This window comes from Mameliella sp. CS4 (assembly GCF_019392335.1).
GTDB lineage: Bacteria > Pseudomonadota > Alphaproteobacteria > Rhodobacterales > Rhodobacteraceae > Antarctobacter.
On record NZ_JAHXRQ010000009.1, the window covers coordinates 154,473 to 175,519 of the forward strand.

Annotated in this window: 20 protein-coding genes, 1 tRNA gene and 1 pseudogene; 5 read left to right on the top strand and 17 right to left on the bottom strand. The window is 64.2% G+C overall.

The features are described from left to right. Positions 1-24 precede the first annotated feature (24 nt). From KZZ07_RS13140 to KZZ07_RS13150, 3 genes are all read left to right on the top strand, one after another. Positions 25-939 carry an MBL fold metallo-hydrolase gene (locus KZZ07_RS13140; protein ID WP_219514698.1) on the top strand — a complete coding sequence of 305 codons (915 nt, stop codon included), beginning with the start codon at positions 25-27 and terminating at the stop codon, positions 937-939. Between the two features lie 80 nt (positions 940-1,019). Further along, positions 1,020-1,094, top strand: a tRNA-Asn gene (locus tag KZZ07_RS13145). Between the two features lie 117 nt (positions 1,095-1,211). Continuing rightward, on the top strand, positions 1,212-3,305 hold the full coding sequence (locus tag KZZ07_RS13150) for a tyrosine-type recombinase/integrase (protein WP_219514699.1): 2,094 nt from the start codon (positions 1,212-1,214) through the stop codon (positions 3,303-3,305). A 98-nt stretch (positions 3,306-3,403) separates the two neighbouring features. Here KZZ07_RS13150 and KZZ07_RS13155 read toward each other — a convergent pair whose 3' ends face one another. From KZZ07_RS13155 to KZZ07_RS13180, 6 genes are all read right to left on the bottom strand, one after another. Next, positions 3,404-3,844, bottom strand: coding sequence for a hypothetical protein (locus KZZ07_RS13155; RefSeq protein WP_219514700.1), 441 nt, complete (start codon positions 3,842-3,844; stop codon positions 3,404-3,406). A 74-nt stretch (positions 3,845-3,918) separates the two neighbouring features. Beyond that, positions 3,919-4,125 carry a hypothetical protein gene (locus tag KZZ07_RS13160; RefSeq protein ID WP_219514701.1) on the bottom strand — a complete coding sequence of 69 codons (207 nt, stop codon included), beginning with the start codon at positions 4,123-4,125 and terminating at the stop codon, positions 3,919-3,921. A 468-nt stretch (positions 4,126-4,593) separates the two neighbouring features. Then, complete coding sequence (locus KZZ07_RS13165) at positions 4,594-5,004, bottom strand: hypothetical protein (protein WP_219514702.1); 411 nt, start codon at positions 5,002-5,004, stop codon at positions 4,594-4,596. Between the two features lie 549 nt (positions 5,005-5,553). After that, positions 5,554-7,023: a hypothetical protein gene (locus KZZ07_RS13170; protein ID WP_219514703.1), complete on the bottom strand. Its 1,470-nt coding sequence runs from the start codon at positions 7,021-7,023 to the stop codon at positions 5,554-5,556. Beyond that, complete coding sequence (locus KZZ07_RS13175) at positions 7,020-8,963, bottom strand: site-specific integrase (protein WP_255564325.1); 1,944 nt, start codon at positions 8,961-8,963, stop codon at positions 7,020-7,022. The genes KZZ07_RS13170 and KZZ07_RS13175 overlap by 4 nt, the downstream gene beginning before the upstream one ends. 236 nt (positions 8,964-9,199) lie before the next feature. Further along, entirely contained in the window at positions 9,200-9,577 is a 378-nt protein-coding gene (locus KZZ07_RS13180; RefSeq protein ID WP_219514704.1) for a helix-turn-helix domain-containing protein, read from the bottom strand. 180 nt (positions 9,578-9,757) lie between these two features. Here KZZ07_RS13180 and KZZ07_RS13185 point away from each other — a divergent pair, with 180 nt between their 5' ends. Beyond that, the gene (locus KZZ07_RS13185) at positions 9,758-10,021 is read left to right on the top strand and encodes a hypothetical protein (RefSeq protein ID WP_219514706.1); all 264 of its coding nucleotides are present in this window, start codon (positions 9,758-9,760) and stop codon (positions 10,019-10,021) included. 23 nt (positions 10,022-10,044) lie between these two features. Here the strand turns inward: KZZ07_RS13185 and KZZ07_RS13190 are convergent, their stop codons facing one another. The 6 genes and pseudogenes from KZZ07_RS13190 to KZZ07_RS13215 all read right to left on the bottom strand — a co-directional run bounded on the left by KZZ07_RS13190 (position 10,045) and on the right by KZZ07_RS13215 (position 16,455). Next, positions 10,045-10,566, bottom strand: coding sequence for a hypothetical protein (locus tag KZZ07_RS13190; protein WP_219514708.1), 522 nt, complete (start codon positions 10,564-10,566; stop codon positions 10,045-10,047). 78 nt (positions 10,567-10,644) lie between these two features. Then, positions 10,645-11,823 (bottom strand): annotated as a pseudogene (locus tag KZZ07_RS13195) (IS3 family transposase). Positions 11,824-11,923: 100 nt separating this feature from the next. Further along, a complete protein-coding gene (locus KZZ07_RS13200; protein ID WP_219514709.1) occupies positions 11,924-12,766 on the bottom strand; it encodes a DUF305 domain-containing protein in 843 nt (280 codons plus the stop codon). A gap of 117 nt (positions 12,767-12,883) precedes the next feature. Then, positions 12,884-13,504, bottom strand: coding sequence for a class I SAM-dependent methyltransferase (locus KZZ07_RS13205; RefSeq protein WP_219514711.1), 621 nt, complete (start codon positions 13,502-13,504; stop codon positions 12,884-12,886). After that, entirely contained in the window at positions 13,501-13,926 is a 426-nt protein-coding gene (cueR, locus tag KZZ07_RS13210) for a Cu(I)-responsive transcriptional regulator (protein WP_219514712.1), read from the bottom strand. The genes KZZ07_RS13205 and cueR overlap by 4 nt, the downstream gene beginning before the upstream one ends. Positions 13,927-13,938: 12 nt before the next feature. Then, positions 13,939-16,455: a heavy metal translocating P-type ATPase gene (locus KZZ07_RS13215; RefSeq protein WP_219514713.1), complete on the bottom strand. Its 2,517-nt coding sequence runs from the start codon at positions 16,453-16,455 to the stop codon at positions 13,939-13,941. A 163-nt stretch (positions 16,456-16,618) separates the two neighbouring features. On the opposite strand from KZZ07_RS13215, the gene KZZ07_RS13220 reads away from it, so the two are divergent. Further along, on the top strand, positions 16,619-16,819 hold the full coding sequence (locus tag KZZ07_RS13220; RefSeq protein ID WP_219514714.1) for a heavy-metal-associated domain-containing protein: 201 nt from the start codon (positions 16,619-16,621) through the stop codon (positions 16,817-16,819). Between the two features lie 42 nt (positions 16,820-16,861). Here KZZ07_RS13220 and KZZ07_RS13225 read toward each other — a convergent pair whose 3' ends face one another. From KZZ07_RS13225 to KZZ07_RS13245, 5 genes are read right to left on the bottom strand one after another with little or no spacing between them, the layout of a single operon-like run. After that, positions 16,862-17,593 carry a DsbA family protein gene (locus tag KZZ07_RS13225; RefSeq protein WP_219514715.1) on the bottom strand — a complete coding sequence of 244 codons (732 nt, stop codon included), beginning with the start codon at positions 17,591-17,593 and terminating at the stop codon, positions 16,862-16,864. Between the two features lies 1 nt (position 17,594). Continuing rightward, entirely contained in the window at positions 17,595-18,062 is a 468-nt protein-coding gene (locus KZZ07_RS13230; RefSeq protein WP_255564326.1) for a c-type cytochrome, read from the bottom strand. After that, the gene (locus KZZ07_RS13235) at positions 18,059-19,450 is read right to left on the bottom strand and encodes a multicopper oxidase family protein (protein ID WP_219514717.1); all 1,392 of its coding nucleotides are present in this window, start codon (positions 19,448-19,450) and stop codon (positions 18,059-18,061) included. The genes KZZ07_RS13230 and KZZ07_RS13235 overlap by 4 nt, the downstream gene beginning before the upstream one ends. A gap of 43 nt (positions 19,451-19,493) precedes the next feature. Next, the gene (locus tag KZZ07_RS13240) at positions 19,494-20,447 is read right to left on the bottom strand and encodes a c-type cytochrome (RefSeq protein ID WP_219514719.1); all 954 of its coding nucleotides are present in this window, start codon (positions 20,445-20,447) and stop codon (positions 19,494-19,496) included. Positions 20,448-20,449: 2 nt separating this feature from the next. Further along, entirely contained in the window at positions 20,450-21,037 is a 588-nt protein-coding gene (locus tag KZZ07_RS13245) for a c-type cytochrome (RefSeq protein ID WP_219514721.1), read from the bottom strand. Between the last annotated feature and the right edge of the window lie 10 nt (positions 21,038-21,047).

A 21,047-nucleotide genomic window follows, 5' to 3' on the forward strand; every position in this document is an offset into this window, starting at 1 on the left:
GCCATCGCCAAAAGGACCCATCCGATGCAGGACCCCCAGCCCGATTTCCAGCCCCGACCGGGCCTTGCCGAAGAGATTGCCCCGGGGCTGCGCCGTGTCCTGGCGCCGAACCCCTCGCCCATGACCTTTCGCGGCACCAACACCTACCTGCTGGGCACGCGGGGCATTGCGGTGATCGATCCAGGCCCCGACGAGCCCGCCCACCTGCAGGCTATTCTGGATGCGCTGGAGCCGGGGCAGCAGATCACGCATATCCTCGTGACCCATGCGCACCTCGATCATTCCCCCCTCGCCCGTGACCTTGCGCGCCGGACCGGGGCGCCGGTCTTGGGATTCGGCCCGGCCGAGGCCGGGCGCAGCGCCGTCATGCAGAAACTGGCTGCCGAGGGGCTGGTCGGCGGCGGCGAAGGCGTCGATACGCGCTTTGAACCGGATGTCACCCTTGCCGATGGTGACACTGTTGCCGGGGATGGCTGGACCGTCGAGGCCCTGCACACGCCGGGCCACATGGCCAACCACCTGTGCTTTGCCTGGGGCGATGTCCTGTTTTCCGGGGACCTCGTGATGGGCTGGGCGACCTCTCTGGTGTCACCACCCGATGGGGATCTGACCGCCTTCATGGCCTCTCTGGAACGTCTTCAAGAACGACCTTGGTCCTTGTTCCATGCAGGTCACGGCGCCCCCGTGACCGCCCCCGCCGACCGCCTTGAGACCCTTCTGACTCACCGCCGTGGCCGCGAAACCGCCATCCTCGAGTCGCTGGCCCAGGCCCCCGCCACCGCGCGCAGCCTGGCAGAGCGGATCTACACCGAGGTTCCGCCAGCCCTCCTGCCTGCTGCCACCCGGAATGTCCTGGCGCACCTCATTGATCTGACGCAGAAATCCCGTGTGTCCCCAGTCGGAGAGCTTTCCGCCGAGGCCGTCTTTCGCGCGATCTGATGCGTCGCGAATTATTCCGCAATTTTGTGACGAAACCCTCTGGACGCCCGGATTCCACATTGTTATAGACCGCCCCATGTTCCGGCGTAGCTCAGCGGTAGAGCAGTTGACTGTTAATCAATTGGTCGTAGGTTCGATCCCTACCGCCGGAGCCAAAATATCCTGAGAGACTGATTTCCAAGGATTTTCTCCGTCTACATTCGGAGAGTTCTTGGCGTGGCACATCTCCTGTCCCACCGCGTGGCACAAACGCTGGCACAGGAGTCGCAGACTTGCGTTTCACGACCGCATCGCAACCGCACCTCGAATACCGCCCGAGCGGCTTCCACTGGCGTCGTCGCTGGCCCCAGGCCCTACGGGCCTGGGGTCCGGAGGTCTCTCCGAAAAAAATGTCACTGCTCCTCTCGCTTCGATCCCATGTCCTCCCCGACGCGAAGGCCCTGGCTCAGAAACTTACCCTTCTGAGCGATATCGCCTTCGCCAGCGTGACGGAGAGGACGATGGCAATATCGCCGGACATCGTGGAGAGGCTCCTGGACGGGCTCAGCCGGTTTCTCATCGACGTGGCCGAGGCCGCGCGCGAGGTCGCCCCCGTTCGCACCCCGGAGGTGGCCGCCTATGAGCTGCAATGTTCCGACGCCGCGATTGCGACCGTCCGTGATGCAATCCGGCTTCGGGATCGGGACATGGCCCGGGATCCACTCCGGCAAGTGGCCGACCGCCTCGGAATCCCGCTCGACGAGACAGACCCGGACTGGCAGAGGCTGGCCTACCGAGCCTTGCGGATCATCCTTGATGCGAACGAGGAAAACTTCCGCCGGGATCAAGGGGTCTACTCGACGCCGACGGCCGTGTTCTCCCGCGCTTTGACCAGCCAGGTCGCCACGCGCTCCATCTCTCAGCCCAATTCAGCGCCATCCCTCACGCAGAACGATGCACCTCCCGCTCCGGTGTATCCTACTGCGCCCGTCGCGCCTGTTCCATCGTATCCCGTGTCGGCGCCCGACCCCGCCGGGGGCGCCGTTGCAGCACGGCCGATCGAAAAAGAAATGCCGAAAGACGTCGCTCCTGAGCTCTCAGTGGCGCCGGTTCAGGAAATCTGCACAACACACGACACCTCCCCCGGCCCGACGATCCTGGACACCGCCGAGGTTTATATTGAGAAGCGCTCGCAGGGCTACAGAACCTTCAAGTTCAATGAAGATCCCAACCCGAAGGGTGGTGAGAGCTGGGCCAAGAACTCGGCGGCGAATGTCCGATCAACGGCACGGTTGATGGAGCGCATTCTCGGGACGAAGTCTCTGGACGACATCACGCATGAGGATCTCACCGCTGCTTTCACACTCATGCAACGCATCCCGCGAAACTACCAGGCCAAGACCGACAAGCGGTGCCCACAGGTGGCCGCCGATGAGGCCGATGAACAAGAGCGCCGGAACGAGGAAATCACCCGGGCCCGCATGACCAAGAAAGGCGAGAGCCCAGGCAAGATCGAGATCACTATCCTGCGCGAGAAGCTGCCGCGGCTCAAGGCGGCGACGATCTACCGGCACATGCAGGATTTCCAGCGTGTCTTCAAGTTCGCCGTGCGTCAGGACGAAGCCCGCGAAAACATGATGGCGGATCATATCTGGGAGTCCGCGGAGGTCGAACGCCGAATGCTCCTGGAGGATGATACGGAGCGGCAGACCTGGTGCGGGCGCCTGGGCAAGCTGTTTCGCACGCCCATCTTTCAGGACAAGCTCGAGGATGCCGGAGACCCAATGTACTGGGCACCTCTGATCGCCCTTCACATGGGTTTCCGCAGCGAGGAAGTCCTGCAGCTGCATACGGGCGATATTCAGGTCATCGACGAGATTCCCTGCATCGTCCTCAAGCAAGGTCCCGGCCAAAGCCTGAAGAGCATGGCTGCCCGTCGGACCGTGCCGATCCACCGCAACCTGCTCGAGCTTGGCCTGATGCGGCTCGTCGAAGAGCGCCGGCGCGCCGGAGAGCCGCGTCTCTTCCCCTGGCTGGAGCGCAGCGCCAACAAGAAGACCTTCACCGAAACGTTCTCGAAGCGCTTTACCCGTTATCGCAAGGACAACGAGTGCTATGATCCGCAACGGGATTTCCATTCCTTCCGGACCACGTTCAACCACCTCCTGATCGAGCTCGAGTGCCAGGACAGCCACCGCAAGTACCTGATGGGGCACGTGGAACGGGATGTGAATATCACCAACTACAACCCGCATGGTTTCGCCAAGAAGACCTTGCAGAAATGGGTCAACATGATCGAGATCGACATCTCGATGATCCGCAAGCCCTATGGCGACATGCCTCTTGCTGACGTCACCAACCTGGCGGATCGCCGGGTGTCCGCATGAGTTGATGGCTGAGAGGACGCGCCCCACGAAATACAGACAGACACCGACCGACCCACCCCGTGCCAGAGGGGTGGATCGGCTTGGCCGCGACGAACGGATCAGACCTGCAGGCGGCGGTTCACGAAATTCTCCGCCTTCACCCGCGCATCAGCGACTTCGATCATGCATCGCAGTCGACGGAGGCTTTGCAGCATCGATGACATCGTCTTTCCGCGGTCGGTCAGCTCCCGGCACTCCTCGACCCATCCGACTGCGCCCAGATCCGGTTCATTGTGACCATGGAACACCGGAACAACCGCAATCGTCTCGACATCGAGTTCCTTTCTGAAAAGTTCGATGAGCGGATCGAGATTTCTTAGCGAGTCGGTGTCGATCCATCGATTGCCGGAGAGCATAGCCAGGTCTCGTAGATAGCAGGCTCGTTCCATTGCACTTGCAAAGACGTCGGCTTTCTGGATCCCGTCGCTGATCTGCCGGGTTTCCAGAAGGATGTTTGTGAAAAGATCCTCCAGCGGCATCTGAAGATAAGTTTTGAACATGACCACTCCATTGGGTTTGGCGACGCACCATGCGACCGCGCTTCAAGTCGCCGGCGCGCGCGCCGGCGGAGAGGTCAGGCGGCGTTTAGACCCGCGTCGAGGGTTTTCTCCGAAACAGCTTGTGCCTGCTCGCTGTCGATCTCTGCGAGCAGGTCACCAAGCGCCTCGGCCAGCAGGCAAAGGTCATGCACCGCAGGATCGTCCGGAGATAAGTCACAGAAGTGCGTCGCTCCTGCGGAATCCGGATGATCCACAATTTGCAGACACAACAGGGCGTGCATCCAACGCAATTCCTGCCGGCAATGGCAATCCATTCGCGACGCCGACCGCAATCGGGACCACAATCGCAGACATCGGCGCTGCGCGGCTGCGCCACCGAGCAATCCGGCCGCATCCAAGAGGTCTTGGCACCTGTCGGCGAAGAGTTTCCGGACCGCCTGGCTGTTGGCCTTGCATCGCATGGTATCTGATGAACTGGTCACTTCATTTCCTCCTGATTCCACGGACAATCGTGTCCGCTCTCAAGCGTCCTTGCCTCCTTTCTCGGACGAGTTTCGCGTCAGCGTTCCCGATAGCAGCCAGAGGTATCTGACATGCCGTGCCGAAGTTCCTGACAGGCTGGCCGGTCGAGACCAGGGCGCCCTCGAGCTGAAGGGCGCGTTGGTTTCTGCAGGCAGCATCTTGCAGGCTTCCGTTGTTCGCTCCCGCGCGGTGATACGCTGTCTCGGGCAGTCATCACGCGGATTGCATCAACAACCGCCCGGGCCATTCCCATGTCGACCTTGATTGTTCGAAGTTGAGGTCAGGCCCCTTGCCCGGAAGAATGCCAGCGCTTGCAGGCATTCATGCGCCGAGAGACGCCGTGCGAACACGAACGCGGTCGGGTAGTGCGCATACCATCGGTTTGGAGCCGGATGGTGACCCATGGCGGCGAGAGCATCGAACGCGGTTTCGCGCAATAGTCCGCAGTCGAAATAGTACTCGGCTTCTTCAATCCCGGGATCAAATCCGAACGTCTGGTCGCCAAGATCCAGAACGCCAGAAACGAGTGTGAATGGCTTGAGATCGGAGTGCACATATTCGCACCATGCCCATGCTTTGCCGAGATCAACGGCAAGGCGGGTCTTGTCTCCAGTGAATGGGGCAGATCTGCCGGTCATGACATCCTCCCGTTAGTTGCGCGTCCCGCGCTCAGACGGGCCTCTGCCACTTGCATCATGTGCCGGAGCCTATAGAGCCCGCCCTGCCACGCCTCGATGCGTTTCGAGCGTTCCGTCAGAACCCACATTCGGACAACGTTGCCGACCGCGCCGTTTACAGTGTCGATGTGCCCTCCGACGACATGCCGGTGGCCTTTGGTTTCCTCGACCAGCTCATTCTCGAGAAGGGCAGTTGTCGGTGTGAGCGTCGCGGACGCACTTCGTCTCAGACCGCCGTCCTCCCGCATAGGATCTGATGATCGGGACATTTTTTTCTCCTGGTTTCTTGCGCGGACCGTCGTGTCCGCATCAAGCGTCCTTGCCTTCTTTCTCGGACGGGATTCGGGTCGGCGTTCCCGGTAGCAGCCAGAGAAATTCCAATGGCCGACCGTTTGTTTCATCCTGCGCTGGCCGGATGAGATCGGCGCGCCCTCAACGTGAGGGGCGCGTCGATCTCCAACGGCCTCGCCCTACGCATTTACTCGTGAGTTCAGCACTCTCTGTCCGTTCTTATCCGGTCCGCCTCAGGCCTCGACCAGGGGTTCTGACAGGCCGGCCGGTGCGACCGGTCCCGCCACGGACCTTCGCAGTCGCACTCGCGGGCGTTTTCTTCCTATTGGCGATCTTGGCTGCTTCTCTGGAATTGCCATCTGTAGCGGCAATCATCTCTCTCGCCGATTGCCAGAGGCGCTGTGCCGAGGTGCCAATGCACTCGGTCGCGTAGGCGTCTCCCGCCCTGTCGGTGACATGCCCGAGATGGGTTGTGATGATCTGGGCCGCACGAGCCGGATCATGTCGACGCAGGTAATCTGCCGCGAGCGTGCGCAGGTCATGCGAGGGAACGCCGATCAGCGCGTGCGTGAGCTCGGACGGCAGGTTGCGGTAAGGCGTCGCGTGGGAGAGCGACAGCCAGTTGCAACCAGTGAGCTCTCGGTAGCGGTGCATGATCAATCGGTCCGGTCTCCCGCCGAGGATCCAGAGATCGAGCAGCGCGCAGACCTCGGGCCACAATCGGCCAGACTCGGTCTCGTGACCGGTCTTCTCCTGCTGCCAGGTCGCGCGCCACGCACCGTCCGGATCCCGCACGAGTTCATGACCGAAGCGCCATCGAACGATATCACCCTTGCGCGGCGGCTTGTTCATCAGAACGAGAGAGAGGACCGCCGCTTGCAGTTTGCGTCGTCCAGCGGCGCTGTGCGATGGTAGCTGGCGGTTCTTTTCGATCGCGCCGCCGGCCTGCTCCACGACGTATGCGAACCCGCCGCGCTCCGTCAGCTTGGAAATGCGCTCTTCCTTGTTCTTGCCTTCGAGAACCGCCCGATCGCGCAGATCCTTAGAGACCAGACGCATCGCCTCGAGGCTGTCGGGGTTTTCTCCGCCGAACCGGCCCAGCGCGATCAACCCGTCGATGTAATTCGCGGCCGTCACGGTCTTCACGCGCCTGGCGGCATCGGGATGGTTAAGAAACGCCTCCTCCAGGTCCATCGCAGTGATAAAGCCGAAACCCTCGGTCCCCCACCCCTCCGATACCAGCTCTGCACATCTATCGACGCTCGCAATGTAGCGCCGGCGGGTGGATTCCTTGATCTTCGCTTTTGCGAGCGATTTCAGATGGTTTCTCCACCGGTCAGGCCACTCTTGGCCATCTTCCCGGCCGGGCGACGTGGCCCCCTTCTGTGCTGACATTCGAAGCGCATACCACTCGTTGCTGACGTCGACCGCTTCTGCCGTGCAGACATGCGGCGCATGGCGTGTAAGAGCACGCAGCAGCGTCCGAAACGTGGATTCCGATTGCGCGGCCTCGCGATAACACTGGGCTGGTGGCATGGAGTTCGACGCCCGATGGCGCGCTACCGAGTCGAACAACCTACCCACTACGGCGGCAGCCCCGGGCTCAAGGTCGTGCCTATTCTCCAGCATGAGGCGCCTGACCGCCGGGGGCGCAGGGCTGAGGTGCTCTTCCGGGGTCTTCCGTGTCATTTGATCCTCCCCTTGAGGCGCTTGAAGATGTCCGGGTGATGCGCAAGGAGCGCCTCACGCACGGCCGCAGCCGCAGCTTCGCCCGAGTCCTTCGCGTAGTGTGCGCGGGCGACAGACTCGGTGTTGGCAAGCACCGAGGCCACGCTGGCGAAATTTCCGGGATCGACGGCCAGCATCAGCGTGCCGGTCGCGTGCCGACACTGGTGCGGGGTCAGTCCGAGGCCGAGTTGGCGATCCCCGAGGTCCCACAGCTCTCCGATGGCGGCGGCCGACATCGCGCCGTTAGGAAGCCACAAGCCGGCCTTGCGCAGCCGCGGCATTGCCTTCCCGGGAAATAGATACGGTGACCCCTCCAGGCCTCGGAGTTTGACGAGCCGAGGTCTGTGGACCATCTGCCAGTCCCACAGGATCTGCGCATCCTGACCGACCACCTCCACGGTGAGCGCGTTACCGTTCTTGACTTCCCCCGCGACGAAGCGGAGTTCGGCAAACGCGCGATCCTCCATCCAATGCATATTGCGCGGACATTTCTCCGCAGCGGATATGCGGGAAGTGAAGAGGTTTCCCGGCCGCAGAGGCCGCGACACTTGGATCGCGTAAGCAGCCGCGACCGCGAAGAGCCGCAGGGCCCGTTCCTCACCGTCCCGGGTCGCCGCCTCTGCAAGTGCCTGCGTGGCGATGGCGTGGAGGCGAGTCGGGGCATGCACATAGGTTGCAGCAAGGTGCGGGTTCTTGCGGAGCCTGTCACAGATCGCCGTCGCCTCGGCCGTCATCTCATCCGGCGGCAGGATGTAGTCCTCGTAGACGAGCTTGATGACATTGAGGCGAGCAACCTTTTCCGGATCCTGAAGCCCATGCCGTGCAAGTGTCGTGAGGTTTGTGAAACGCGACCAGAGGGTCGAGCTCTCGTCTGCGTCCTTGAGTATGTCCGACGCGGCGCAACGCGCGATCTGCGCCTCACACGCGGCCTCCAAGGCTTCTGTCGTAAAGAGAGCATCGACCGTCGTGAGCGCGTCGAAGTCCATGGAAGGCAACACCTGTTCGCGCAGCAACCATGTGATCGCTTGCCGATATCCTGCAGTCGCCGTTTCCGCATTTGAAGGTGAACGGCCCCGCGCGCGCTTCCGTTTGGCAACGACCCTGTCGATCTCGACCGCCGGGCGGCCCGCGGCGATCTGCTGCTTCGCCCACGCTCTCAGACTGCTCGGGAGAGCCATGGCCCGCTCAAACACCATCTCGGCATCGATCCGAAACGTTTCCGGCAGATCGGTCCAGAGAATCCGGCGCGCCCGATCCTTTCCCGGCGACGGGGGGATGTTGAGGACCTCAGACGGCAGCAACTCGACGATTTCTGGCCAGAGATTATGCCCCTGTCGGAGACGTTCGATTAGGCCCGGAACCTTGCGCAGGGATTTCCGGACTTCGCTCGTTGCCTCGCTCCAGACACGATCGAATTCCGCCTGGTCGAGTTCATCGAATGGCACGAGGCATCGCGCGCGCAGAGTCAGAAGAGGCTTGTGAAACGACGTCGGCAGCGGATCTCCCCGATCGGCAAAGCCTTCTTGGGCCACTATCAGGTCGATCGCTTTCGTATAGGTTTCGCGATCCGCCCTCGCGGGCTGAGCATACCCGCGGGCGGCCCAGAAACGATTGATCAGGGCGCGGAGGCGGGCATTGCCTCGAGACCGCGCAGCATCGAGATCCGCCGCTCGCGATACCATTCCATATGGCGATGGGGCCACGTTCGTTTCGAAATAGATCAGGTCAGCTGAAATCTGATTGAGTTCCTCGTCGGCATAATCCATGCGTGCGGCCACCTTCTTCAGTTCGAGGATCGCGTATCGGTCCTCGCCGACCTCTTCGGCCCATGAAAGAACGTCGGACATGGAGGCGCTCGCTTTCATGGCGAACACTGCATTCTGGTTTGCTTGGCAGGTCATATGTTTCTCCTGAGATTGAGCGGCGGCGGCGGCGCCCTCGTTCTGAGGGGCGCCCATGCCGCAGCGCTCAGGAGATCGGGCCTGAGGGCCCGGTTCGCACAGCTTGTCGCGAATTTCCTGCGGCCCGCACGAAGGATCCCAAGCATAACCCCGATTTATGCTTGGGGTCCGCTGTGCGACGCGACGGGATTCTCCCATCGCGTCGCGGAAACGCCTGGCAGCACTGTGCGACGGCGTCAGACATGATCGAAGAAATCTTCCGGCAGGTCGACGTCGAGTTCAGCCATGAGCCACTCGCGAGCATCCTCGCGGTTCATCCTGACGCTTCCGAAAACCGACCGCGTCGGCAAACCAGCATCGATCCAGCGCTCGGCTGTCTTGATGCTGACGTTCAGTCGCCTCGCCAGCTGACGTTTGCTCATGAGTGGCAGCCGATAGCGATCCAGCCGGGCTCCACGCGGGAAGGTTCCGTCTTCGAGCGCCCAGACATCCGGCCATTCGACACGATGACGGTCTCTAAGTTTGATACTGGGAAGCTCCCCGTCGCTGATGTATCGACGAATGGTTTCCGGTCGAAGTTGCCAGTGATCCGCAACCTGTTTGACTGTCAACATTGCTTGCCTCCTTTTCTATTGTGGCGAGAGGCAATTAGTCGCGACAAACCGCGCTCCAAAACGACAACGAAAGAATTTGTGGTGTCGTCGCAAAATAATTGGCGGGCTTGCGGTGTATCTGGCAAGTCCACGTCCTCGACACGACCCCACGGGTTCTGAGAGGCATTGAGAACTTCTGCGATGGCGCACGCTCAACGCGTTGCGCTTGTCTCAAACTTCTTGGATGGCAAGGCACAAAAGGCGAAAGTTGCGGCAACGACGGACCTCGCCATGGTCTGTAGGATCGGCGCGGGGAAATTGCGTCATGTGGCGGGGATTTTGCGTCAATTGTCGGGGAAATTGCGTCATGTGGCGGGGATTTTGCGTCAATTGTCGGGGAAATTGCGTCATGTGGCGGGGGTTCTGCGTCAATTGGCGGGGATTCTGCGTCACAGCACCATGTAACACAATGATTTTACTTGGTGAATTCACCCCTGAATCAAGAGAATCTTGAATCCTCCTGAAAGAGCATGCCGGTGGCAATGCGAGGATGGGGATGAAGAAAAATTTGTTCTACCGGAAAGAAAGTGGCTCTGGAGGTTTTGCGCGTATCGACAACGCTCCATATCTTTTCTGAGCGAGAGAAAATCACGCAAACGGATCGGTCGAGTTTTCGCGGCGCGCAGCGGAGATGAGATGGGCCCCAAGCGTCCTGGCCAGGTCGTTCCATTTCGGTCACCTTGCGTGGCCCATGAAGCCGCGGTGCGCCAAACTGGCGCATCGCACTCACTGGGGGCTTGTCCCCTGACTTCGGCGCCGAAGTCGATCAGGTCGGAAATCGGAGGCGTGCGGCGCGCAGCACGACAATGTTTTTCGACCTCGATCAGTCGGCGGTCGACAAAGCGAGATAGCTGAATATTTCTGCCACCGCTCACTCTGATAAAGCAGAGCAGCGCCTCATCCGCATAGAGGATGACCTCGTATGGCACCGTGAAGCTAATCAGCGGCACCGACCGCTGAAGCAGCCGACGGAAAGGCCAAGACGTTTCGGTAATCCCCCAATTTTTGCGGGGGCTGGGTAGTAGAATTTACGCGGCCATTCTCTGTTTCTGGGCGGGTGTCATGCCGCCATTGCCCATGTTGGGGCGCTCGTTGTTGTAAGACCAGAGCCATTCGGTGGCAATCTGCTAAACCTCCTCGATGCTTTTGAAAATGAGGAAATCCAGCCACTCGTTCCGTACCGTCCGGTTGTAGCGCTCGACATAGGCGTTCTACTGCGGCTTGACGGGCTGGATGTATGTCAGGGCGATACCCCGGTACTCGGCCCATTCCATCAGCGTGCCACTGACGTATTCCGGGCCGTTAACAACTTGAATGGTTCGAGGTGCGCCGCGCCATTCGATGATCTGGTTCAACGCGGGGACAACCCGTTCGGCGAGCAGCGAGAAGTCGATCTCGATGCCCAGTCCTTCACGGTTGAAGTCATCCAGGACGTTCAGCAGCCGGAATTGGCGACCGTCCCCGAGCCTGTCGGCCATGGACTCCATGGGCTCCATGGACCAGACCTCATTTGGGGGGTCTGAGCGTCAAGCAATCTATCCAGGGGATCGATTGTAGCGATGACGGCCCGGCCAGTTCGTCCGGCCTTTCCCGCTTCAGACGCTTGCGCGGCTTGATTATCAACCGGCAGTGCATTGCAAAGCAATGCCACGAGAGGGGCGCAGGTTCAGCTCCAGCTCGCGGTATATCCGGTAGATGCGCTTGTGGTTCCATCCATGGCCCTGGACGTTGCGCAGATACAGGAAGCACAGGCCAAAGCCCCAAGTCTTCTTCACCGTTGTCAGCCCGAGGAGCAGGTCGGCGATCTGCGCGTTCTCATCGTCCAGTTTGGGACTGTATCGATAGCAGGTCTCGCTGACCTCGAATGACCGACAGGCCAGCGCGATGCTGACACCCTTCATCGCCACCGCTTTCACGGCCAGCTCTCGGCGCTGAGCTGGCCGGATCATTTTTTCCCAAGGCCTCCTTGAGCAGGTCGTTCTGCATGCTGAAGTCGGCATACATGCGCTTCAGGCGTCGGTTCTCCTCGGCCATCGCTTTCATTTCACTGATCAGGCTGGCGTCCATCCCGCCGTACTTCGCCCGCCATTTGTACAGCGTCGCGCTGCTCATGCCATATTCGCGGCACAGCTCGGCGGCGGGCACACCGCCCTCATCTGGCGCAGTACACCAATGATCTGGGCATTGGTGAAAAGAATTCTCTTCATCGGAATCCCCTCAGTCATCCTGCCGAGAAAATTCTACTCCCGCATCCCCTTAAGACCGGGGGGGATTGCCCACCGACCTCGGTTCAAGGATTTTATTCCATCATCTGCATGTCCAGAAGCCCCGGTATCCGGCGGAAAGGCCCACATCCAGGTCGAAGCTCAGCGCGGCGTTGGCGCGCCAGTCGGCCTCCTCGCCCAGCGATTGCACCGAGACCTCGATCCCGTCGGCAGCATAGTCCGTCCCGCCGCCGGATTGCTCCAGCCCGAGGATCACGCCGTTCAGCTTGGCCGCCGCCTGCCCGTCTTCCCCGACCCAGAGGATCGGATCGGTTTCGGGGCTGCGGTTGAACCGGCACCCGTCAACGGAGTCCATGACCTCCAGGGCCTGGCCTACCGGAAGCGGCGCGAGGTCCAGCTTCGAGATCAACGTGTTGTTCAGCGCATCCTCGATGCTGCCGGAACTGGGCGCGGGATCCTCGTAGATCTCGGTGACGACATTGCCGCCCGACACGTCGGCAATCAGGTGCCGCATCTGCGCGATCTCCTTGCGCTGCGCGGCGATGATCTCGTCCGCCAGCCTGCGCACCCGGGCATCCTCGATCCCGGCGCGTTCCGAGGTCATCACCGCGATCGAGTGGTGCGGGATCATCGCGCGCATGTAGCTGGGCCCGCCCACCGTGACCTGGCTGCGCACCAGCCAGAGCGAGCCCGCGAACACCAGCGCGGCGCCGATGAAGATCGCGGTGTTCAGCCCCTTGTTGGCATACATGCCCAGCATGAACGAGAGCATCACGATCGCCATCGTGGCCCCCATCAGGATCGCCATGTAGGTGCGCGTCTCGGAAAAGAAGACATGCTCCCAAGCGTAGGTATTGAGGTACATCAGAATGAACATGACGATCGTCGAGGTCACGATCATCGATGCGAAGCGGAAATAGGACATGACTTCCTCCTGATAGTTGTTCCATTGGACTTGAAACGGCCTTCCCGCGCAGGAGGGTTCCATCGCGTCACCAATCTGTTCAGGATCTGGGGACCGGAGGTTTCGGCCGCTTGCGCCCTAATCCCGGACCAGAACCGCGAATTCGAAGCTCTGCGCCGCACCTTTCGGGGTTTGGTGGAGGTGGCGCCGCCGGTCCAGCAGGCGGAACTCCGGCGCCAGGAACCGGGCCAGCGCCCCCGCGGACCAGCGTTTGACCGGCAGGCCGCTGCACCGCTCCGGGCCGTCGGGGGCGAAGGTCCCGAGGACCGCGATGGACCCGGCGGCGGTGGCCGTCAGCAAGGCCCGGCGATAGGCGGCCTGCTCCGCCTCTGAGGTCAGGAAGTGCAGGACGGCCCGGTCGTGCCAGACATCCCAGCGGCGCGGCGGGGTCCAGGAAGTGATGTCGGCGGCGATGAACGCGACCCGGCCGGCCCTGTCCCCGAGGCGCCGCCGCGTGACGGCAAGCGCCGCATCGGAGATGTCCAGGACCGACAGGTCGCGATACCCGGCGTCGAGCAGCGCATCGGTCAGCCGCGACGCGCCGCCCCCGATGTCGAGGATGGACACTTCGCGGCCCGGCCCGTGTCCGGCGATCAGGTCGAGGCTCGGCTGCGGCTCCGCCTGGAACCAGGACAGGGCGTCGTCGTCCTGCCCCTCGTAGGCACGGTTCCAATGCGCCCTGTCGCCGCCCGAGGTCATCGGACGCGCTCCGACTCGCAGGATAGGCCTTCGGGGATTTTCTGCGCCAGGTCCTCGAGGATCGGGCAATCCGGGCGGTGATCGCCGGCGCAGGCATGGACCAAGTGGTCCAGCGTCGCGCGCATCGATTGCAACTGCGCGATCTTGTCGTCGATCTGCCCCAGGTGATGTTCAGCGATGCGCTTGACCTGCGCGCTTTCGCGCCCCTCGTCCTCGTAGAGCCCCAGCAGCGTCCGGCAGTCCTCGATTGTAAAGCCGAGCGCCCGGGCGCGGCCCAGGAAGGCCAGCTTGTGCAGGTCGCGCTCGCGGAAGCTGCGATAGCCGTTTTCGCTGCGCTGCGGGCGGATCAGCCCGATCTCCTCGTAGTAGCGGATGGTCTTGGCGGGCAGGCCCGAGCGGCGCGAAACGTCTCCGATATTCATGTCAGCCTCCTGTCATTCTGCGGGTGCGGTCACGAATGTGCCCGCCGGGGCGGCCTGTGCCGCCCCCCTGCCCTCGTCCATCGCCGGCGCGACCCGGCGCAGGCGCAGCGCGTTGGTCAGAACGAAGACCGAGGACAGCGCCATCGCCCCCGCCGCCAGCATCGGCGAAAGCAGCACGCCGAAGGCCGGGTAGAGCACGCCCGCCGCGACCGGGATCAGGGCGGTGTTGTAGGCGAAGGCCCAGAACAGGTTCTGGCGGATGTTGCGCATGGTGCGGCGCGACACCTCGAAGGCGTTGACCACCCCGCGCAGGTCGCCCGACATCAGCACCACGTCGGCGGATTCGATGGCGACATCGGTGCCGGTGCCGATGGCGATGCCGACATCCGCGTGAGCCAGCGCGGGCGCGTCATTGATGCCGTCGCCGACAAAGGCGATGCGCCGGTTGCCCGCGCGCAGCTCGTCCAGCGCCGCGACCTTACCATCGGGCAGCACGCCCGCGACCACGTGGTCGATGCCGGTCTCGCGCGCGATGGCCTCTGCCGTCTCTCGCTTGTCGCCGGTGATCATGGCCACTTTGAGGCCCTTCTCGTGCAACGCGGCAATGGCGGCGCGGCTGGCGGGCTTCACCGGGTCGGCCACGCCGATCACGGCGGCGAAGCGCCCGTCGATGGCGGCGTAGAGCGCGGTGCGGCCGCGTTCGGCCAGCGCCGTTTCCTGTGCCGCGAGGGCTCCGGCGTCGATCCCTTCGCGCGTCATGAAGCGGTCCGCGCCCACCAGCACCTCGGCGCCCTCGACCGTGGCGCGCACGCCGTGCCCGGTGACCGAGGTGAACCCCTCGGCCTCGGCGCGCGGCGCGCCTTCGGCGCGGGCGGCACGGAGGATGGCCTGGGCCACGGGATGTTCCGAGCGCTCCTCGACCGCGGCGATCTTCGTCAGCACGTCACCCCGGTCGAACCCCTCGGCCAGCACCAGGTCGGTCAGTTCCGGCCGCCCCTCGGTCACCGTGCCGGTCTTGTCCAGCGCCACCACGTCCACCGAGTCGAGCTGCTGCAGCGCGTCGCCCTTGCGGAACAGCACGCCCAACTCGGCCGCGCGGCCGGTGCCCACCATGATCGAGGTCGGCGTGGCCAGCCCCATGGCGCAGGGGCAGGCGATGATCAGCACCGAGACACCGGCCACCAGCGCCAGCGTCACCGCCGGAGACGGGCCGACCACCAGCCAGACCAGCACCGTCAGGACCGCGGCCGCCATCACCGCGGGCACGAACCACAGCGTTATGCGGTCCACCAGCCCCTGGATCGGCAGCTTGGCGCCCTGCGCCTCCTCGACCATGCGGATGATCTGCGACAGCGTGGTGTCGGCGCCCACCCGCGTGGCGCGGAATTGCAGGCTGCCCGCGCCGTTCACGGTGCCGCCGGTCACGGCATCGCCGGGCGTCTTCCCGGCCGGGACCGGCTCGCCGGTCAACATGCTCTCGTCGACATGGCTTGAGCCTTCGACCACCTCGCCATCCGTGGCGATGCGCTCTCCGGGCCGGACGAGGACGATGTCGCCCTGCGCCAGGTCGTCGACGGAAATCTCGACGCTCTCGCCGCCCCGCATGACGCGCGCGCTGCGCACCTGCAGCCCCAGCAGCTTCTGGATCGCGGCGCCGGTGCGCCCCTTTGCGCGGGCCTCCAGGAAACGGCCCAGCAGGATCAGCACGACGATCACCGCTGCGGCCTCGAAATAGACGGCGCGCACCGCGTCAGGCAGCAGCGCCGGCAGGAAAGTCGCCACGACCGAGTAGAGATAGGCCGCCCCGGTGCCCACGGCGACGAGGCTGTTCATGTCCGGCGCGCCCTTGAAGAGCGCCGGGAACCCCTTGAGGTAGAACACTCGCCCCGGACCGGCCAGGACCAGCGTCGTCAGCAGGAACTGCAGCACCCAGCTGGTCTGCTGGCCGATCATCGCATTGATCCAGTGGTGGAAGGCGGGGACCAGGTGGCCGCCCATCTCGACCAGGAACACCGGCAGCGCCAGCGCCGCGGCAAAGGTGGTGCGGCGGGCGAGATCGCGGGCCTCCTCTGCCTTGCGCGCGGTGCGGTCCTCGCCTCCCGCCGCCTCGGCCACCGTCGCCGGGTAGCCGATGTCCGCGCTGGCCGCGAGCAGGTCGGCGTGCGTGGCCGCCCCCTCGACATAGCGCACCGTGGCGGTCTCGGCCGCGAGGTTCACGTTCACCTCCAGCACACCCGGCACCGCCTCAAGCGCCTTGTCGACCCGACCCACGCAGGAGGCGCAGGACATCGATGCAATGCTCAGCTTTACCGTTGCTGTCCGGGCCGGATAGCCCAGATCGTCCAGCGCCGCGACCGCCGCGGCAATGCGATCCGGGCTGTCCACGGTCATCCGGGCGGACTCGGATGCAAGATTGACCGAGACCTGTCGCACGCCGTCCAGCGCGCTCAGACCGCGTTCCACCCGCCCAACGCAGGACGCGCAGGACATGCCGTCCACGGACAGGGTGACAGGGGTTGGTTCGGGCATGACAGCCTCCTTGATTCTATCTGGCTGCACTTCAAATGGGGACTCCAGTCACTGGAAGGTCAAGGGGCCGGAAAAAGTTTTCTCGCGCGGCGCTTCCCATCTTGACCTTCCCACCGCGGGAAGCCCCATCTCTGCGCCATCACCAGACGAATGAGGCTTCAGAATGGAATTCAACGTCCCCGACATGAGCTGCGGCCACTGCACTGCGGCGATCAAGAAATCGGTCAATGCGGCCGATCCCGCCGCCTTGGTCGACTTCGACCTGGCCGAACGCCGGGTGAGGATCGACAGCGCGCTTTCCCCCGAACAGCTGCGCGCCGCGATCAAGGGCGCGGGCTACGACTCGCAGCCCATTGCCGCCTGATCCATGTCCCGCGCCGGGCCGCACCCGGCGCGGGACCTTCTCTTACTCGGGGGCGTCGCGCGCTTCCTTTACCAGATCCGAGAGCCGGTCTTTTTCAACGAAGCCGGGCACGAGCGCGTCGCCGATGACGAAGGACGGCGTTCCGTTGAACCCCAGCGCCTGCGTGAGGCGCATGGAGGTCGCGATGTGCTCGGCGACTTCCGGGGCTTCCATGTCCTTCCTCAGCTGATCCCGGTCCAGACCCACCTCTTCGGCGACCCGCATGACAGAGGCCTCGTTCGCGCGGCCATCGATCGCCATCATCGCCCAGTGGAAGTCTTCGTACTTGCCTTGCGCGCGGGCCGCGAGCGCGGCCTTCGCGGCAAAGACCGACCCGTCGCCGAGGATGGGCCATTCGCGGTAGACAAGCCGGATGTCCGGATCTTCCTCGATCAGCGCCCGGACCTCGGGTTTCACGCGACGGCAATACGGGCAATTGTAGTCGAAGAACTCCACCACGGTCACGTCGCCGTCCGGGTTGCCCAGCACGGGCGCGTTCGGATCGCGCTCGATCAGGTCCCGCTGAGTGCGCAGCACCTCCGCCTGGGTCTCGGCCTGAGCATCGGCCTGGCGCTGTTCGAGCAGAGCGACGGCCTCCATGACGATCTCCGGGTTCTCGCGGATCGCCTCCAGCACCAGCTCCTTCACGCGGGCCTCGTCAAGCTCCTGCGACATCGCGGGCATCGGCAGCAGCGCCGCCATGGCCAGCGCGAGGATCGGTTTCTTCAGGGTCATTTCAGTTCGCTCCTTTGTCCATCTTCGTTCGCTCTGCCTGGACCTCTTGCACGCGCTCCGGCCAGGTGGACCGGATGAAGCCCAGCACGTTCCGGATCTGTTGATCCGTCAGGCTGTCGCCGAAGCCGGGCATTCCACTAACGAACTCCATGCCCTGCCGGGCCATCAGGGCCTCTCCGCCAAGCTTGGTGTAGTCGAACAGCACGCTGTCTGGGTGGTGCCAGGTGTGACCCGTCTCGTCATGCGGCGGCGCGGGAAGCCGCCCGTCGGGACCCGGTGAGCGCCAGTCGGGCTGGCCTTCCAGCTCGGCCCCGTGGCACGAGGCGCAGTTTTCCGCGTAAAGCACCTTGCCTTCGGCGATGTCCAGCGGCGCCGCGGCGGCATCCTCGGCCGCCCCCTGCCCGAGGACCAACCAGACCCCAGCCGCCAAGAGCACCGCGAGGACCGTCCAGATGACGAGGCGCCTCATGTCACCCGCAGCCATGTCGTCATGCCCGAGGCGGCGTGGCTGAGCATGTGGCAATGGAACAGCCAGTCGCCGGAATTGTCGGCGGTGAAGGCGATCCGACGCGTTTCGCGGCCGCCGACCAGGATCGTGTCACGCAGCGGGCCGAGAGTGTCGCCTTGCCCGATCTCGCGGAAATGCATCCCGTGCAGATGCATCGCGTGCGGAAAGACCGTGTCGTTGACGATCTCCAGCCGCACCGGTTCTCCGAGGCTGAGATCCGCCAGCGGCGTGTCGGTCATGCCCGCGACATCGTTGAACGCCCAAAAATGCCCGGCCGCCGCCAGGTCACGGAAACCCTTGCGTTCGCCGTCGAGGATGGCCGACTGCATCCGCCCCATGGCGCCGCCCGACATGACGAGGCGCAGCGGCGTCGCCCCGGCCAGGTCCGGCAGGGCCATCTTCGGGTTCGGCGGCAGCGCGGCCGGGCCAGCGCGCCGCGACAGGCTCGCCGTGCCGGTGACCGTGAAAGCCACCTGCGAGAAGGTCTCGTCCTCCTCGACATGCACCAGGTCCGCCGTCCCGCCTTCCTCGGCGGTCACGTCCACGATCAGGTCCGCCCGCTGCGCGGGTCCGAGGACCAGCACGTCCTCGAGGGCCGTCGGGTCGGCAAGCGGCATCCCGTCCAGCGCCACGATCCAGCCCTCCAGCCCCGAAAGCCGCAGCGGAAAGATCCGGGCATTGGAAGCGTTGATCAGGCGCAGCCGCAGGCGCTCGTGGCGCCGTGCGGGCAGCGAGAGATTGGAGCGCCCGTTCGTGGTGATGTAATTGCCGATCCGGCCGCCATGGCTCATCATCATCGGGTGGTCGAAACTGTCGTCGATCTGGCCGGTCTCGGGGTTCAACAGCCAGTCGTCGAGCACAAGCACTTCTTCGCGGTCGACTTCGGGCGCCTCGGCCTCCTCGACGATCAGCGGGCCGTGCAGCCCGCGCGCGACCTGTTCCCAGGACCGGTTATGCGCGTGATACCAGTAGGTGCCCGCATCCGGCGCGACGAAGTCGTAGTCGAAGCTCCCGCCCGGCGCGACGGGGTCCTGGGTCAGGCCCGCGACCCCGTCCATCGCGTTGTCGATCCGGATCCCGTGCCAGTGGACCGAGCTACCCTGCGGCAAGTCGTTGACAAAGCGCCGGCGCACCCGCGCGCCCTGCCCCAGGCGGATTTCCGGCCCGGGGATCGTGCCGTGATATCCCCAGATCTCGGTCTGCGGGTAGCTCTCGGGCAGCAATTGCAGCCGGGCCACGCTGGCAGTGAGTTCGGGAATTTCCCCGGCGGCGCGGAGCCCCCGCGGAAGGGCCGCGCCAAGTCCGGCAAGCCCGGCCAGTTTCAGGACGTCACGCCTTGTGGGTGTCATGGGTCATACCTTTCAGAGCGGGGCCGATGGCCCCGCCTTCTCCTCAGTCAATCCGGGTGCGCCGCTCTTGCGCATCCCCGTCGTTCTGCACGATGTCGTCGGTCTCGCCAGCCTCCGCGTCGAGCAGGTAGATCGCCATCGCCTCGCGATCCTGCGGGGACAGGAACCGCGTGCCTTCGCGCACCACCTCGGCCATGCTGCCGCCGAAGGCGTCGCCCGACGGAGTGAGGCCCGATTGCAGCGCGTAGGAGAGCGACGCGACCGACCATCCGTTCCGTTCGAGGTCCTCGGCCTGGATGGACGGCGCCTTGCTGCCCCCCGGAAGCTCTGCGTTGCCGGCGAAGACGGCGCCGAGGTCACGGCCGCCGGCAAGGTTGCGCGGCGTGTGGCAAGCCCCGCAATGCGCGGCGCCGCGCACCAGTTCACGGCCCCGGTTCCACGCGTCGCTGCGATCCACCAAGGGCTTCGTGTCCGGCTCGTAAAAAAAGGCGGCGCGCCATAGTTTCAGCCCCCACCGCTGATCGAATGGGAAGCTGACGTCATGTGCGGGCGCCGGTTCGGACACCGGCGCGACCGTCTGGAATGCGGCCCAAAGATCGGCGATGTCCTGGTCGGAAAAGTCCGCATAGAACGGGTACGGGAAGGACGGGAAATAGGGCGCGCCATCCGGCCCGATCCCCTGCCGGACCGCCTTGGCGAAGTCCTCGGCCGTCCAGTCGCCGATGCCGTGCGCGGGGTCCGTGGTCAGGTTCGGCGGGTAGAACGTGCCGAACTCCGTCCTGAGCGGCGCACCGCCCGCCAAGGGGGCGCCGCCCGCCTCGAAATCCGAGTGACAGGCGATGCAGCCGCTGGCGCGCGCCAGGTAGGCGCCCCTGTCGACGTTGCCCTCCAGCCCGATCGGCGCGGGTGCGCTGCCGACCGGCCATGCGATCACCGCGGCCAGGGCGGCGGCGCCAATCGCCGCCACCCCCGCGGACAAAATTATGATCCGGCGCATGGTCAGTCGTCTTCCGCCCGGAAGCGTTCGTGGCAGGCCGAGCAGACCTGCGTCGTCATGGTGAATGCGGCATCGGCCGGCATGGCGGCGATGTCATCAGCACTCATCATGCCCGACATGCTCGTTCCCATCATGCCGGAGCCCATCATGGAGCCGCCCCCCATCATGGAGCCGCCGCCCATCATCGAACCGGCGCCCATGTTGCCGCCACCGCCGGAGGGGCCATTCCCGGCGGCGTCTTCCAGCCCTTCGGCATAGATACGCAACTGCTCCGCCAGCGCGGCGAACCGGTCCCAGTCGGACCAGACCGAGTCCTTCACTTCCGAGGGCATGTCCGTCGACCCCTCGGGGAACAGCTTCGTCATGGCCTCGCCCGAATGCGCCTGGAAGGTGCGCGCCGTCTCGCGCATGACATCGGCGTCATAGGCGACCTCGCCCTGCATCATGGGCGTGACCGCCTTCACGGCGTCGCCCATGGCCTTCATCGCTTCCATGCGTTCCTTGACGACGCCCGTGGCGCCGCTGTGTGCGAGGGCGGCCACCGCCGTTCCGGTCACGGCAATTGCTGCCAGAATCGTTGTTCTCTTCATCGTGTCAATA